Raw genomic sequence first — 14,261 nt, forward strand, 5'->3', positions numbered from 1 at the left:
TGGACCGCTCAAATAGGCCGCTGATCTCGGCATAGGCGGACTGTAAACAGTCGAGGGATTAGCGTCGACAACAACTGCTTCTGGTTTAGACCGTACGGCATTACCTGGATTTTTAATGGAGATAACAGCATGCAAGCCAAGGGAACATTCGACGTCCAATTACCTGTCCACTCCGTTGCGCCCGGTACCGAGGCCGCTCAACTGAGCAGAAAGGCCATACACAAGACGTTTCAGGGAGACTTGGTGGCCAATAGTCTGGGAGAGATGCTTGCCTCCCTCTCGACAGTCCCGGGATCTGCCGGCTATGTGGCGATGGAGCGGGTTGAGGGTAATCTGGCGGGAAGGCCAGGCAGCTTTGTGTTGATGCATTTTGGAACAATGGACAGAGGCCAGCGAACACTGACCATTCAGGTCGTACCCGACTCGGGTACCGGCGAGTTGGAGGGGCTCAGCGGCACGATGGAGATTGATATTCGTGATGGGCAGCATTTCTATCTGTTCAACTATCAACTCATGCCAACGCGCTGAATAGTGATGAAGCCCAAACGCATAATCCTGATATCGGCCATCACCGTATTGACGTTACCAGCCGCCGTGCTGGCTTTCTTAGACTTTTGCTGTGGGGGGGCGTGATGAAATTCTGTAGCATAGACCTGCATTCAAACAACCGTGTTGAGGAGTGTTTCAGATGCTGCGAGTGGATTGGCTCGATACACAAATGGACATGTGCGACGTTATGGCCGAATGGCTTTATCGGGAATTCAGTTATGAGTTTGCGCAGCAATCTCTTTCAAGTTGGCAACAAGAGTTCTCTGATGGACAGCGTGATGGCCGTTGGAAGTGCCTGATCGCAACGGAACGAGGCCAGTTGCTGGGCGGCGCTACACTTGCCAGTAACGACCTTTCTGACAGGCCGGATCTGGGCCCGTGGCTTGCGTGTGTGTTCATCACACCTGAAGCTCGAAGGAGAGGGCTCGCAGCGCAGTTAATCGAAGGCATCTGTGACCATGCAAGAGACATTGGATTCACGACCTTGTACTTGCACACCCACAACCGGAGCAATTATTACACCAAGCTTGGCTGGGAAGTGTTGGAGCGTTTTGAGGCTTGGGGGAAAGAGCAATACCTTATGTCACGGAGTTTATAGTCAAAGCCGACTTCAAATTTCTGCTGCGTGTTTTTCATAAGAAGCAAAACGCTGATGTGACGCCTGCGTTTTCACACAGCCTGGACCCGCAGCAGTCATCGGGAGGAGACCGATAGGGATGCGCTAAAGTTATGCGGGCCGTCGATCAATTGTGATCGACTGCTCGTGCTGCGTCTGTCCCTGGAGGACCCAATGCCGCCTATCACCACGTGCCTGGTGGCGCTGTTTGTTCTTTGCCTGACTCTTGACGTGCCAGTCCAGGCCAACGGCTGTCCAGCTGGCGAGAAGCAAGTGTGCCTGGACGGCTGCATCTGCCTGCCGGATCTGGGGCAGATGACTGATGGCATCGACCAGATCGCGGCACCTGCCCTTGCGCTGTGGCTGACCCAAGCCCGTGCTGAAGCAGCCAGCGCCGGCATCCAACCCATTCCGCCGCACATCCGGCAGCAGTTGCTGCGCTGGTATGACCCCCGCGTCCTCGATGCCGCGCGCTACAAAATTAGCGACAACGGTCAACTCAACGCCGCCACTGCCATGCTGCAAAACCCTGATGTCGGTGCCGTGACGCTGATCGACATCATCCTCTTCCGGGACGCTCAAACCGCAGAGCAGGACGTCGCGCTCTGGGCTCACGAACTCAAGCATGTGCAGCAGTATCAGGAATGGGGGGTAGAAGGATTTGCCCAGCGCTATACACAAGACTTCAATGCTGTGGAGGCGCCGGCTTATGCCATACAGGCTGAGGTCAGACGGTCGGTGCGGGCAGGGACTCACTGAAGATTGCCACGTTGAAGAGGGCCAAATCCCTTGTTCCAAGGCTGATGCTGCGGGAACTTCAGGGTACTCGCCAGGTCAGTTGGGAGCTGTTTTACGGCAGTGCCGTCCGAGATCAGTCGAGTCCGCCCCCTGATGCCAACCAAAAGTTTTCTGCCGGGTCTCATCCTGGTGTTCTGCGCCGTCGCGTCGCTTGGTTCGGTGGCTGCCGAGCGAAGAGCGCCCTCGCAAAGTAACAGCGCATCAACCACCCTGATCGAAACGGCCTCGCGGCAGTATGGCGATGGTCAACTGGACCAAGCCGCTGCCACGCTGGAGCGTGCCCTGCATATCCAGCCGAACAACCCCGCGACCCTGCATTACCTCGGTGTATTGCGTCTTCAGCAGGGTCAGTACCAGCAGGCTGAAACGTTGGCGGTGCGCTCGAACATGCGGGTTGGTAGCAACGTCGCGTTACGCAACCGCAACTTCCAATTGATCCAGGCGGCGCAGCAGGCCCAGGCTTCGAATACCCCACCCAACGCCAAAGAGGACCAGGTCGCCGTACGGAAGGGGCTGGAAGAGGAGACCCAAAGGCGCCGCGAAGCAGAAATGGCCGTTGCTGAACAATCCACTCGGGATGCTGGGCGCGACGCTGGTAACTTCGCTTACGCAAAGGCAGATGGCGTATCGGATTCACCGACGGCTGGCAGACCTCGGCCCGAAGGACAAATGCAAATGACTTCCGTCGAGCCAGAGCCGTCGTACGAGTACGACGAGGTCGAGATTCCCCGCGGCCATTTGCCGCCTCCGGGTAAATGCCGAATCTGGTTTCCTGATCGCCCGCCGGGGCATCAGCCCGCACCTGGCAGCTGCGAGAAGCTGCGATATCGGGTTCCGTTAGGGGCCTACTTGGTGCGCGGTTGAGTTTCTGAGAGTCCACCTCTGGCCGATTGCTGCCTGTCAGCAAGGGCGGCTTCCGATCCAAAGCATTGTCTGAACCGTGATATGCGGATGACTTTCTAACGGTTCCCATTCATCCAGGAAAGCAAACCCCTGCTTCAGATAGAAGTTCGAGGCTCTTGCATTGTCGGGAGAGACGTCGAGGAAAACGCGATCAAAGCCTTTCGTCATCGCGCGGACTTTCACTGCCTCTACCAGCTGAGTTGCCACGCCAGAGCCCCGTGCAGCGGGTTCAACCCACATCCCGATCAAGTTATAGCGATTCGTGCTACCGACTCCGGCACCGATCATTCCGACAGGTCTGTCTCTCTCGAAGGCCAGCCAGAATTCCGTTCCGGTTGATGAGGCTCTTTCTTTCCATTGTTCGTCATTGTATTTGGCGGCGGTTTGATAACTCACACCAAACGCCGTTGGTGTGTCCAACAGCGCGGCGAGTCGCACTTGCTTCAATAGCATCCAGTCTTTTGCTTGCGTCGATCGAATGTCCATGATCTTCCTGAAAAATTAGCGTCGCCTCAACGTCTCACAAGAGTGTCGAGGGAGCAACCGGACTGGGGGGCGTCAGCTATTTATCCAGCGCCTTCCTAGAACTTTTCCCTATTTACCGGTCTATGTGAATACGCACATAAAGCTCGGTAAGCGCGACCCGAAGGTTTCCCGTAGCCAAATGGCGCCACGTCCAATTGTCAATCAGAGGTTGTCTTCGCCCATGAAATTTTATGTCCCACGGATGGTGCTCCTCAGCCTGTTCGCGTTTGCGGCAATGGGCTCGGCATCAGCATCACAGATGAAGACCTCAAACCCTGTTTTCGCAACTGAAGTCGCAGCCGTTCAGGCTCCGGTCCAGGCTGCCGGAAACCCTTGGCCGAGCTTGGCCAGCATGGCCGGCAAGCAGCCAGGGCCGTTGCTTGCCCATGACGACCGATACTGGCGTGACGGCCGTTGGCACGATCGTAGAGAAGATTGGCGCCGAGACGAATGGCGTAGAAACGAGTGGCGCAGAGAGCAAGAGCGCCGGGAAGTCGAACGCCGTCGTGATTGGGAGCGCCATCATGAGCACCGCTACGATGACGATCACCGCTACTATCGTCGCTAGTGCGTAGCCGCGAGATAAATCCGCCGACAGCACTGCCTGCTGATTTGTAAATCCAGGTGGTGCTTAAGCTACACAGATCAGCTTTCGGAAGAAGTGATTGCGTCGTGACTGGATTCAGCCGCCAGCTTCAATCGGTCGGCTTTGCAAATGTATTTAGACTTGCTTTGCGGTGCCAATTTGGCGCTGGCCTTTTTGGCGTTAGCCTTTAATAACTGATTTATTTTTTTACGACGATTCATCTTTTCTACTCGGTTTGTACGTTTTCGAATGATATCAGCTTAAATATCGGGCCAGAGCCTTGTGGTGTGCACTTGAGCACTTTTGGCCGTTATCTGCTCGATGCTCTCGACTATCGGTCCAGCAAAGGTGCCAGCAGGGCACACATGCCGCGCCAGTGCGAACCCTCCCAGTAAATCCGTTGGCAGGCGTCGCAGCGCAGGAAGTGCGAATAGAGCGCGCCAACGCGTGGCGGCACGAGCGACCGGGCCAGTTCCGGGCTGATCTCGTGCAGCGGCAGGTTGCAATGCAGGCACAGGCTGAAGGGCCGCGCGCTACGCGCCAGGTCGAGGCGCTCGTACACCTCGCGCAGTTGCAGCGACGGTTTCAGGGCATGCACGTAACAGCCGTGGCTGATGATCCGTCGCTTGAGCAGTTCACGGTCGCGGGTTAGCACGATGCGCCCTTGCTGCGCCGCGATCTCGGCGATCTCGCTATCTTCGAAGCGATTGTCGTAGAGCGTGTCGAAGCCGCTCATGCGCAGCAGGCTGGCCAGCCCGCCAAGGTGCGCATCAGCGACGAAGCGCAGCACCCGTAAAGGTTGCGCACGTACCTTTAGCAGCGGACTGATGTCCAGCGCTTCGAACTTGGGATACACCGCCAGCCGGTCACCGTCGAAGATCACCCGTTCGAGGCCCACCGACTCGCCGTTGAGCAGCACCAGCTCGACCTCGGTGTGCGGTATCCCGAGCGCCTCGATCATGTGCTTGACCGTCGCCCCGCGCGCGCACTCGCAGGTAAAGGACTGACGCCGCCGTTCGGCCGGCAGGAAATCGTTGAGCTCCTCGTAGAAGCGGAAGGTTGCACGGGTCATGCTGAACAGTATGGCAGGGCTGCAGGATGAGCGAGTCCAGCCCGGAGACTTTCTCCGGCTGGCACTCATAGATGCGTCAGCAACTGGCCGATCTCAGTTGCACGCTGTGTCAGGTGCTCGATCATTTCGGCCTCAAGGGCCCGCTCGACCAGCATTTTGGTGAGCTGATTTGAGCTGATACAGGAATCAGCTCACCAACGCTGCGGCATGAAGATAGAAGCCTCTTGATTAGCGAAAATATTGAGAGCAATCGTTGCTTTTTTTGTGCACGAAGAAACGGTAAAGATTCCACAAAATCAGCCGGGACAGACTCAACAGCAAATCGCCATTAATCCGTGTGATTCGGCTATTTGTACCTCACTTCCCAGGATGGTGACCGTCATAATGAAAATAAAAAACAAGCTCGTCCTTGCTTTTGTGTTGGTCGCCTTCATTCCGGTAAGCCTGGTGGCTGTGATATCGGTGCTGAATATTCGGGCTCAGGCAGTCGATCAGTTTCTCGATGGCAGCACCCGTGAAATACGCCAGATCGACGGCAATATGCGGCAGTTTTTCGACGGAACCCAGCAAAACGTCGATCAAATTGCCACTGATCCTGTATACACATCGATCGCCAGCCTCAAAAACTATCTGGCCGCCGATGCCGCCAGCCAGCCTCTGCCACCGGCTGCCCAGCATGTCATCGATGCGTTCGCACGTTATGGCGCGATGCACCCGGCCGCCGCAATCCTTTCCATCGGTCTGGAAGATGGCAGCTACGCCAAATGGCCGGACGACCCGCAGCTGTCGAACTACGACCCGCGTTTGCGCCCCTGGTACAAAGCCGCCATGGCCAGCCCCGGCAAAACGGTGCGAACTCCCGCTTACTACTATGACAAGGACGCTGTGGCGCTGGTCGGTAGCGCCAGGGCGCTGCTCGATGATGCTGGCAAGGCCAAGGGTGTGTTGGTCGTGAGCGTTTCGCTGAAAAACCTCACCGAACTGGTCAAAAGCATCAAGCTCGGCGAAAGCGGCTACGTAATGTTGATCGAGGACGGCACCGTGCTGGTCGACCCGCGTGACGCCGGGCACAGCTTCAAGCAGCTCAAGGATCTGGGCGAGCCCTACGCCAAACTGGCTGCCACCACGCAGGGTTCCACCGAGGTGCAAATCAACGGGGTCAGGTACATGGCCAATATCTGGACATCGCCCGGCCTTGGTTGGCGCTACATCGGTTTGATCGAGTATGGCGAAGTCATGGGCGCGGCCACTCGCATGACCGAGTCTTCCCAGGCCATGGTGGAGCTGGAAGAAGGCAGCCGCAGCATCAACCAGATTCTGGGCACCATCCGCGCCATCGCCGAGCAGACCAATCTGCTGGCGCTGAACGCGGCAATCGAGGCTGCCAGGGCGGGTGATCAGGGCCGGGGTTTTGCCGTGGTCGCGGACGAGGTCAGGGCCCTGGCCAAGCGCACGTCCGACTCCACCGGGGAAATCGACCAGTTGCTCAATACGCTCGGCAGCAAGACCCAGGAAGTTTCGCAGAAGATGGAGAGTTGCCTGGACCTGTCGCGTGCCAGTGTGTCCTCGATCGAGAGCGCACGTGACAGCTTTGAAGGCATCCAGTTGTCGGTCAATGAAATCAGGGATCAGAACCTGCAGATATCGGCGGCGGCAGAAGAGCAGCACAGTGTGGCCGAAGAGATCAATCGGCATATCCAGCAGATCTACGACGAGGCGCGGCTGGTCGAAAGCCTGGCCAACTCTGCGCAAGAAGACTCAGGCCGGCTTTCGCACCTCTCGAATGAACTGAACGGGCTGGTGGGGCGCTTCAAGTCGTAGAAGCATTGTGCGGTTGTAGTGGTCAACCCGTGTGTACTCCGTCCGATAGTCAGCTGGATCGCCGCTGCGATGCGCAACACCGTGAGGCAGTCCATCCAGAGCGTCTATTGTGTGAGTGACCGGGTTTGTCCGTTATCTAGCTGATGCAAAAGCCAGTAAACCCGTTGGCAGGCGTCGCAGCGCACGATTGCGCTCAGAACTGGCCAGCAAACGTATCATCTGCCTGCACATTCCCGTTGATTGTGAGTACATGGAACCGTTCCACGGTCACTCAGGCAGCCCGGCCAACCGCAGTCCATCGACCAAGCGCGTGAAATCCTCGGGCCGTTGGATGGGCAGCCAGTCTTTCAGGTTGGAGAGGCGCAAAGTGGGATCCAGCTCGCGTAGACGCTGCATCGCCAACCTCGCTTTATCCATTCGTCCGCTGAGGGCGTGACTGGCCGCCACCAGAGCCACCGGGGGCAGGAAACTGGGCAAGTTGCCCAAGCCCTTTTCCGCCCAGTCCGTCGCGAGATCGAAGCGCCCGGCGAAGAAATGCGCGAGCGCCATTCCGACCTGCATCCTGAACATTTCCGGATCCAGCGGACTCAAGCGAACGGCATGGGTCAGATGCTCGATGGCGGCGTCCGTTTCACCATGCAGTGCGCGCAGGATACCGCCCAGGAACCAGGCAGGGGCGAGGTTTGGATTGAGCAGGCGTGCCCTGTCGAGCAAGGCAATGCCGCCGTCAACATCACCGGCGAGATGGCTTAACGCATGTCCACCTCGCGTCAACGCGACCGCATCATCCCGGCCAAGCGTTACCGCCAGACGCGCAAGCCGTACGCCCTCAGCGATCTCTTGCGTCCGATCGGTCATCCAGCCATTCAGCTTGCGCCAGAAGTGACACCAGGCTGCCATGCCATAGGCCGATGCAAATTCCGGATCGAGATCGATAGCCTTGTAGAACAATGGCAGCGCCTGGTCGATGGCTTCACGGGTGCCGTTGTGCAGTTTTGCCATTGCGCGCAGATAGTAGTCGTAGGCGTCCAGGCTTTCCGTGGGTTTTCGTTTGGCGCGTTCGATTTCTGCCCGTTCGAGTTGCGGCGCAATGGCACCGACGACGCTTTCGGTGATTTGATCCTGCAGCTCGAAGATGTCGTTGAGCGCGCCTTCGAAGCGTTCCGCCCAGATATGTGTCCCGTTCGTCGCGTCGATGAGCTGGCCGGTGATGCGTACCTTGTTCCCGCACTTGCGCACACTGCCTTCCAGCACGTAGCGAACGCCCAGCTCCTGGCTGACGCCCTTGGCGTCCACCGTCCGGCCCTTGTAGGTGAAGCTCGAATTACGCGCGATGACGAACAGCCAGCGGATACGCGACAGGGCAGCGATGAGATCTTCCACGATGCCGTCAGCGAAATATTCCTGCTCTGGATCGCCGCTCAAATTCTGGAAGGGCAAGACGGTAATCGAAGGTTTGTCCGGGAGGACGAGCGAGGAGGAGGGCATTTCCTTCGGGTCTGTGGGGGAGCGTTCGTCGATGGCAGGCCGGTCAGGCTGCTGCGCTTCGCCGATCCCGCCGACCTTGATCTGGCCGACAAAGCGGTAGCCCTTGCGGGCGACGGTGCGCACCAGGCGCTGTTCTTCACCGGTATCGCCAATGGCCTTGCGCACCGCATTGATGTGGCTGGTGATCGTCGACTCCGAGACGATCCGGCCGTTCCACACCGCCTTGAGCAGGTCGTCTTTGCTGACGACGCGATCGGGGTTGTTGACGAACAGCAGCAATAGATCGAAAACCTGCGGCCCGACGGCCACGACTTGCCCGCGCAAGGTGAGTTCCCGGCGTTCCTCATCGAGCAGGTAGTCTTCAAACATGAATGGCAAAGTGAGGATCCCCTGGTGACGCGCCCTCAACTCCGTGTCCCAGGCGGCTGGCGATTAGTATTTGATATTGATGATACGGCAGCGCTAAACCCGCCGCACCGTCTGCGGCAGAGACGATGTCGGACTGCGGCGTCTTTGGATGTAAAACCAAGCTTTCGTGGAGGGGAATCCACAACAGGCACAAGGACTTCGTTCACGCCTGCAGGCAATCTTCCCTTACACCGACGCAATGGTTGCAGTCGATACGTGGAGAAAGCCCATGAAGATCGTCGTCATCGGAGGCTCCGGCCTCATCGGATCGAAACTTGTGAAGAACCTCCGCGAGCGCGGCCATGACGTGCTCGCTGCCAGCCCCAGCACGGGCGTAAACAGCATCACCCGCGAGGGCCTGGCCCAGGCGATGGATGGTGCCGACATCGTCGTCGACGTGGCGAACGCGCCGTCGTGGGAGGACCAGGCCGTCCTCGAGTTTTTCGAAACGTCGAGCCGTAACCTGCTGGCCGCCGAAGCGGCCGCCGGGGTTCGCCATCACGTTGCCCTGTCGATTGTCGGGAGCGAACGGCTTCCCGAGAACGGTTATTTCCGGGCCAAGGTCGCGCAGGAAAACCTCATCAAGGCATCCGGCATTCCTTACTCTATTTTGCGTGCCACACAGTTTTTCGAATTTGTCGGCGGCATTGCCCAATCGTTTACCGTCGGCGAAGAACTTTGCGTTTCGCCGGCGCTGATCCAGCCGATGGCGTCCGACGACGTGGTGGCGGCACTTACCGACATCGTGCTGGCAGCTCCGGTGAAGGGCACGGTCGAAGTCGCGGGGCCCGAGGCCATGCCGCTCGACGAGTTGATCAGGCGCTTTCTGCGGGCCACTCAGGATACTCGCCGAGTCGTACCGGACGTACACGCACGCTACTACGGTGCCGTGCTTGACGATCAATCGCTGACCCCCGGCAAGAACCCGCGCCTGGGCGCGATCCGTTTCGAAGACTGGCTCAGCCAGTCAACGGCCGAAGCGGGCCGCTGAGGCCTCCAGGGACAACTCACGAAGGCGCCGCCCCGGTAGTGGGGCGCGCCGTCATAACCCCTGCACACGAAGGAGTATTGCCATGGTTGCCCGATTTCTCTTAGCCGCTGCTTTCGCAGCACTGTCGATCAGCGCAGCGTCGGCCGCTGAGCCGCCCGCCGCCAAGGTGACAGTCGTGTTTGACCGTCCCATTCCCAACATCCCTGGCAAGAGCATGAAGGGTGTGGTCGTCGAGTATGGGCCGGGCGCCGCGTCGCCGTCCCACACCCATCCGAAAACGGCCTTCATCTATGCAACGGTCCTGGAGGGCGCGTTTCGTATCAAAGTCAAAGGCCAGCCGGAAAAGATCTACCACGTCGGCGAAAACTTCGTAGAGGAGCCGGGTTCCGTGCACGAAGTCAGCGCCAACGCCAGCGACACCGAACCTGCACGCCTGTTGGCCGTGTTCGTCCTCGACACCGACGAAAAGACGCTCGTCACACCTATCAAGAAGTGAGCCGATCAACGCGCTCATAAATACTCGACAGCCGGGCGGCAGGCCACCGCCGCCCTGGGGCTGCTGTAGTGCATGGCATTGAACAGGAAATGGAAAAATGAACTCGCTCCAGGACAAGGCCGCCATTGCCACCGGGGCAATCGCCGGGCCCCCCGTCGTAGTGGCGCGGCGAAGCACGCGCAAGACAATCGGCATATTGCTGTGCGTCGGCGCGGTGGTGGTCGTGGCTGCCTGGGGGACCATGGCTGTTTCGAGCGGCACAACCTCGACCGATAACGCTTATGTTCGCGGTGACGTGACCTCACTCGCCGCAAAGGTGGCCGGCTATGTCACTGCGGTAGAGGTCGTGGACAACCAGACTGTCCGGGCGGGTGACGTCCTGTTTCGTATCGATGACCGGGACTATCGCGCCAAGCTTGCGCAAGCAGAGGCTAATGTCAGCGCTGCAAAGGCTCGCCTGACCCATGTCGATGCGCAGACCCAGCTTCAGCGTGCGTTGATTCGGCAGGCCGAAGCTCAAAGACGTTCAGCCACCGCCGACATGGATCTGGCAACCAAGACCCACGATCGCAGTCGCAAACTGATCGTCAGCAACGCGGTGAGCCAGGCGTTGTTCGATGAAACCGGCACGGCGCGTTCCAGAGCCGAGGCGTCGGTATCGGCCGCTTCGGCTACGGTCGAGGCGCAACAGCAACACATCGCCGTCTATGTGGCCGAGCGAGAGGCTGCCGTGGCGGCCGTGTCGCAAGCACAGGCTGCGCGCGATCTTGCCCAAATCGATCTTGACTACACCGTGGTACGCGCGCCAGTGGATGGCGTCGTCGGTAACCGCCAGGTTCGTGTCGGCCGGCTCGTGACGCCGGGCGTTTCCTTGCTCGATATCGTGCCGGTCAATGATGTGTGGGTCGTGGCCAATTTCAAGGAAACCCAGCTCGAACATATCCGCCCTGGACAGCGCGTGCGCATCACGGTCGATGGCTACCCCAACACGGCACTTGAAGGCGTGGTCGACAGCTTTGCGCCGGGGAGTGGGGCGGCGTTCAGCTTGCTGCCGCCTGACAACGCAACCGGGAACTATGTCCGTGTCGTGCAGCGGGTTCCGGTCAAGATCCGGCTGGCCGACAATCCGCTGCCGGGGCGCATCGTGCCAGGTCTGTCCGCGCGGGTGGAGGTGGCGCAAGGGGGCGGCTCATGAACACCTTTGCCAGCGCAACGCCGAGCAGCGCCAAGGCTACGACTGGCGTCCTGCTCATCGTGGGCATCGTGCTGGCCACACTGACGGAGGCGATCGCCGGCACCGTTCTATCGATCGGGCGCGGCGATATCATCGGCGACACCTATGCAACACCTGATGAATTCGCCTGGCTGGATGTCGGTTACACCGCGCTAAAGCTGATCGGCTTCATCATGGCTCCATGGCTGATGCAGCGTTTTACTGCGCGTAACCTGATCATCGGTTCAACCCTGGCCATGGGTCTGGCGTGCTGCATCGCCGCCATCACCGCTCGGCTGGACCTGCTGATCGCGCTTCGCATCATTCAAGGCTTCGCTGGCGGCACCCTGCTGGTGGCGGGCCAGACGATGATTTTTCGTGCCTGGCCGCGTGCCCTTCAGCCGATCCTTCAAGCCGTGTTTGCCATGGGCTCCGTGGTCGCACCGGCGACTCTCGCCCCGGCCCTTCAAGGGTGGTTGATCGACAGCCAGTCCTGGACCTGGATTTTCTTCAGCGTGGTGCCGCTGGCCCTTGCGGCAACCGGCCTTTTGCTCATCGCAGACCACCCCATGCCCGCCAAGGGCCGGCAGCGTCCCTTTGACTGGCTCGGCTTCTCTCTGATCTCGGCCACCCTGATCTGTGTTACCTACGTCCTCAGCCAAGGCAGCCGATGGGACTGGTTCGAGGAACCTCGGATCCTGATGTTGACGATGATCGGTACAGCCGCGCTGCTGGCATTTTTCGGCCAACAAACGTTGGCCAAAGGTCAGGGATTGCTCGATTTCACGGTGTTCAAATCGAGCGATTTTAGCTTTGCCTTTATTGTCAGTTTTGTCGCCGGTGCCGCCTTGTTCGGCAGTGCGTTTTTGATTCCGGCGTTCGCCTTGTCAGTGCTTGCGTTCACGCCGACTGATGCCGGTTTGCTCCTGCTGCCCAGTGGTGTTTTTTTTGTTGGCTCGCTGCTCATCGCTGCCTTTCTCATCAAAATCCGTCGCGTTCCACCGGTTGCGACAGTGCCCTTTGGCATCCTGTTGATTATGGGGGCGATGTGGATGCTGTCCGGCTCCACCAGCGACAGCGGCGCCGGTGACATGATGGCGGCTATCCTGTTGCGCGGCCTGGGCCTTGGCTTCCTGTTTCTGTCAATTACGCTGATCGCCTTCAGCGACCTCAACAGCCGCAACCTCGCCTTCGGCATCGGGCTGTTCAATACGGGGCGTCAATTGGGTGGATTAATGGGTGTCGCCGGGCTCCAGACCCTGATCGATCATCACATCGTCATCAATGTCGCGGCCCTCGGCGCCAACGTCACCCCAGGGGGAAGCGCGCTCATCGAACGGCTGACGACCACCACGGCGATGTTGGTGGGGAAGGGGATGGAACAAGCAGCCGCTGGCCGGGTAGCGACCAGCCTGCTGGGCAAAGTCGTGTCAGGTCAAGCCACGGTGATTGCTTTCGATACCGCGTTCTACGCAGTGGCCCTGCTGTTTGTGGTCGCCGCGCCTATGCTGGTCGGCATCAAGATTGGTCTGGCGCGCCATGCGAAAGCGCGCGCTGCGCAAACTGGCGCATAAGACGCGATACACCAGCCGTCGGGCTTTGGATCAAGGCGTTTTGCGAGTAGGGATTAGGTGGACGCGCCATCCTCGAAGCCATTAGCAGAGGGCTGATGTCCAGCGCTTCGAACTTGGGATACACCGCCAACCGATCACCGTCGAAGATCACCCGCTCGAAGCCCACCGACTCGCCATTGAGCAGCACCAGTTCGACATCGGTATCCCGAGCGCCTCGATCATGTGCTTGACCGTCGCCCCTCGCGCGCAGTCGCAGGTAAAGGGCTGCCGCTGCCGTTCGTCCGCCAGGTTCGGTAACCCTTATTGACAGAAAAATGCATCAGGAGAATACTCGGCCAATATTCATATATATGACTAGATAACAAGGTGAATAAAGTCGATGAATTCCCTGTCCAGTGATGTCCGCCTACCGCTTTATCAACGCCTGCGTGATCAGTTGGCTGAACAGATTGCCAACAATCGCTGGCGTCCGGGGGAGGCCATTCCCACTGAAGCTGCGCTTTCAGCGGAGTACGAACTGTCCACTGGCACCGTGCGCAAAGCGGTCGACGCGCTGGTCAGTGAAGGGGTTCTGGAGCGTCAGCAAGGTCGAGGCACCTTCGTTCGTCGGCCTCAGTTTCAATCATCGCTTTTCCGATTCTTCCGCTTCCAGACTGCTGCGGGTGAACGCCAGGTCCCGGAGAGTCGCATCCTGTCTATCGAACCGGTGGCCGCACCCTCGGCAGTGGCCCAGGCGTTAGGGCTGCCAATCGACGCGCCGGTTATTCGCATTGTCCGTGTTCGTCTTCTGGATGTTCAGCCGGTACTTGCCGAAGAAATCTGGCTGCCTCGCAGCCGGTTTCAGCCGCTACTGGAGATCGACCTGAATCGAAAAGGGCCATTGCTTTACCCGATTTACGAAGAGCTCTGCGGTCAGGTCGTCGCCTCTGCCGAAGAAGCACTCACCGCCGAGTCTGTAAATGACGTGCATGCGCGGTTACTGAAAATACCGGTCAACAGTCCCGTGGTGGTGATCGAGCGTCTGGCGCGTGATTACGCCGGTACGCCTCTGGAGTGGCGGCGCTCCCGTGGGCATGCCGAGCATTTCCGTTACAGCGTGGACATTCGCTAGCGCATTGCCCGGATAGCGGATCGCTCACCGGCGAATCGATCGCCGGCGGATTCATCGTTTTGTTTGCCATGACTGGCCTCGTAGCGGCGCGGTTCGCTCTCGGCTGCCTC

15 protein-coding genes and 1 pseudogene are annotated in these 14,261 nt (G+C 59.1%); 11 read left to right on the forward strand and 5 right to left on the reverse strand.

Annotation, left to right across the window (positions count from 1 at the left end; all coding sequences use genetic code 11):
* Positions 1-129 precede the first annotated feature (129 nt).
* The 4 genes from KRR23_RS04445 (at position 130) to KRR23_RS04460 (ending at position 2,827) form a co-directional block, all read left to right on the forward strand.
* Positions 130-528 carry a DUF3224 domain-containing protein gene (locus KRR23_RS04445; RefSeq protein ID WP_216741519.1) on the forward strand — a complete coding sequence of 133 codons (399 nt, stop codon included), beginning with the start codon at positions 130-132 and terminating at the stop codon, positions 526-528.
* Positions 529-688: 160 nt separating this feature from the next.
* Positions 689-1,147, forward strand: a complete 459-nt coding sequence (locus tag KRR23_RS04450; protein ID WP_216741520.1) for a GNAT family N-acetyltransferase — start codon at positions 689-691, stop codon at positions 1,145-1,147.
* Positions 1,148-1,339: 192 nt separating this feature from the next.
* Entirely contained in the window at positions 1,340-1,924 is a 585-nt protein-coding gene (locus KRR23_RS04455; RefSeq protein WP_216741521.1) for a DUF4157 domain-containing protein, read from the forward strand.
* Between the two features lie 132 nt (positions 1,925-2,056).
* Positions 2,057-2,827 (forward strand): type IV pilus biogenesis/stability protein PilW, encoded by a 771-nt coding sequence (locus KRR23_RS04460; protein ID WP_216741522.1) that lies wholly within the window; start codon positions 2,057-2,059, stop codon positions 2,825-2,827.
* 36 nt (positions 2,828-2,863) lie between these two features.
* Here the strand turns inward: KRR23_RS04460 and KRR23_RS04465 are convergent, their stop codons facing one another.
* Entirely contained in the window at positions 2,864-3,352 is a 489-nt protein-coding gene (locus tag KRR23_RS04465) for a GNAT family N-acetyltransferase (protein ID WP_216741523.1), read from the reverse strand.
* 220 nt (positions 3,353-3,572) lie between these two features.
* Here KRR23_RS04465 and KRR23_RS04470 point away from each other — a divergent pair, with 220 nt between their 5' ends.
* Positions 3,573-3,959, forward strand: a complete 387-nt coding sequence (locus tag KRR23_RS04470) for a hypothetical protein (RefSeq protein ID WP_216741524.1) — start codon at positions 3,573-3,575, stop codon at positions 3,957-3,959.
* A gap of 77 nt (positions 3,960-4,036) precedes the next feature.
* On the opposite strand, the gene KRR23_RS04475 is transcribed toward KRR23_RS04470, so the two are convergent.
* On the reverse strand, positions 4,037-4,198 hold the full coding sequence (locus tag KRR23_RS04475; RefSeq protein ID WP_216741525.1) for a DUF2986 domain-containing protein: 162 nt from the start codon (positions 4,196-4,198) through the stop codon (positions 4,037-4,039).
* A 110-nt stretch (positions 4,199-4,308) separates the two neighbouring features.
* Positions 4,309-5,049 (reverse strand): Mut7-C ubiquitin/RNAse domain-containing protein, encoded by a 741-nt coding sequence (locus KRR23_RS04480; protein WP_216741526.1) that lies wholly within the window; start codon positions 5,047-5,049, stop codon positions 4,309-4,311.
* A 384-nt stretch (positions 5,050-5,433) separates the two neighbouring features.
* On the opposite strand from KRR23_RS04480, the gene KRR23_RS04485 reads away from it, so the two are divergent.
* Positions 5,434-6,870 carry a methyl-accepting chemotaxis protein gene (locus KRR23_RS04485; RefSeq protein WP_216741527.1) on the forward strand — a complete coding sequence of 479 codons (1,437 nt, stop codon included), beginning with the start codon at positions 5,434-5,436 and terminating at the stop codon, positions 6,868-6,870.
* Positions 6,871-7,137: 267 nt separating this feature from the next.
* Here the strand turns inward: KRR23_RS04485 and KRR23_RS04490 are convergent, their stop codons facing one another.
* Complete coding sequence (locus tag KRR23_RS04490; RefSeq protein WP_216741528.1) at positions 7,138-8,736, reverse strand: winged helix-turn-helix domain-containing protein; 1,599 nt, start codon at positions 8,734-8,736, stop codon at positions 7,138-7,140.
* Between the two features lie 259 nt (positions 8,737-8,995).
* Between KRR23_RS04490 and KRR23_RS04495 the strand changes: the two genes are divergently transcribed.
* The 4 genes from KRR23_RS04495 to KRR23_RS04510 all read left to right on the forward strand — a co-directional run bounded on the left by KRR23_RS04495 (position 8,996) and on the right by KRR23_RS04510 (position 13,040).
* On the forward strand, positions 8,996-9,757 hold the full coding sequence (locus KRR23_RS04495) for an SDR family oxidoreductase (RefSeq protein WP_216741529.1): 762 nt from the start codon (positions 8,996-8,998) through the stop codon (positions 9,755-9,757).
* Between the two features lie 82 nt (positions 9,758-9,839).
* Entirely contained in the window at positions 9,840-10,253 is a 414-nt protein-coding gene (locus KRR23_RS04500; protein WP_216741530.1) for a cupin domain-containing protein, read from the forward strand.
* A gap of 97 nt (positions 10,254-10,350) precedes the next feature.
* Positions 10,351-11,448 (forward strand): HlyD family secretion protein, encoded by a 1,098-nt coding sequence (locus KRR23_RS04505; RefSeq protein WP_216741531.1) that lies wholly within the window; start codon positions 10,351-10,353, stop codon positions 11,446-11,448.
* Positions 11,445-13,040 carry a DHA2 family efflux MFS transporter permease subunit gene (locus KRR23_RS04510; RefSeq protein WP_216741532.1) on the forward strand — a complete coding sequence of 532 codons (1,596 nt, stop codon included), beginning with the start codon at positions 11,445-11,447 and terminating at the stop codon, positions 13,038-13,040. The genes KRR23_RS04505 and KRR23_RS04510 overlap by 4 nt, the downstream gene beginning before the upstream one ends.
* Before the next feature lie 82 nt (positions 13,041-13,122).
* Here KRR23_RS04510 and KRR23_RS04515 read toward each other — a convergent pair.
* Positions 13,123-13,328, reverse strand: a pseudogene (locus tag KRR23_RS04515) (twitching motility protein PilT); the annotation flags it as partial.
* Positions 13,329-13,419: 91 nt separating this feature from the next.
* Here KRR23_RS04515 and KRR23_RS04520 point away from each other — a divergent pair.
* Positions 13,420-14,151 carry a GntR family transcriptional regulator gene (locus KRR23_RS04520; RefSeq protein ID WP_216741533.1) on the forward strand — a complete coding sequence of 244 codons (732 nt, stop codon included), beginning with the start codon at positions 13,420-13,422 and terminating at the stop codon, positions 14,149-14,151.
* The last annotated feature ends 110 nt before the right edge of the window (positions 14,152-14,261 follow it).

The sequence above is a fragment of the Pseudomonas sp. CVAP#3 genome (assembly GCF_018986375.1).
Lineage (GTDB): Bacteria > Pseudomonadota > Gammaproteobacteria > Pseudomonadales > Pseudomonadaceae > Aquipseudomonas > Aquipseudomonas helvetica.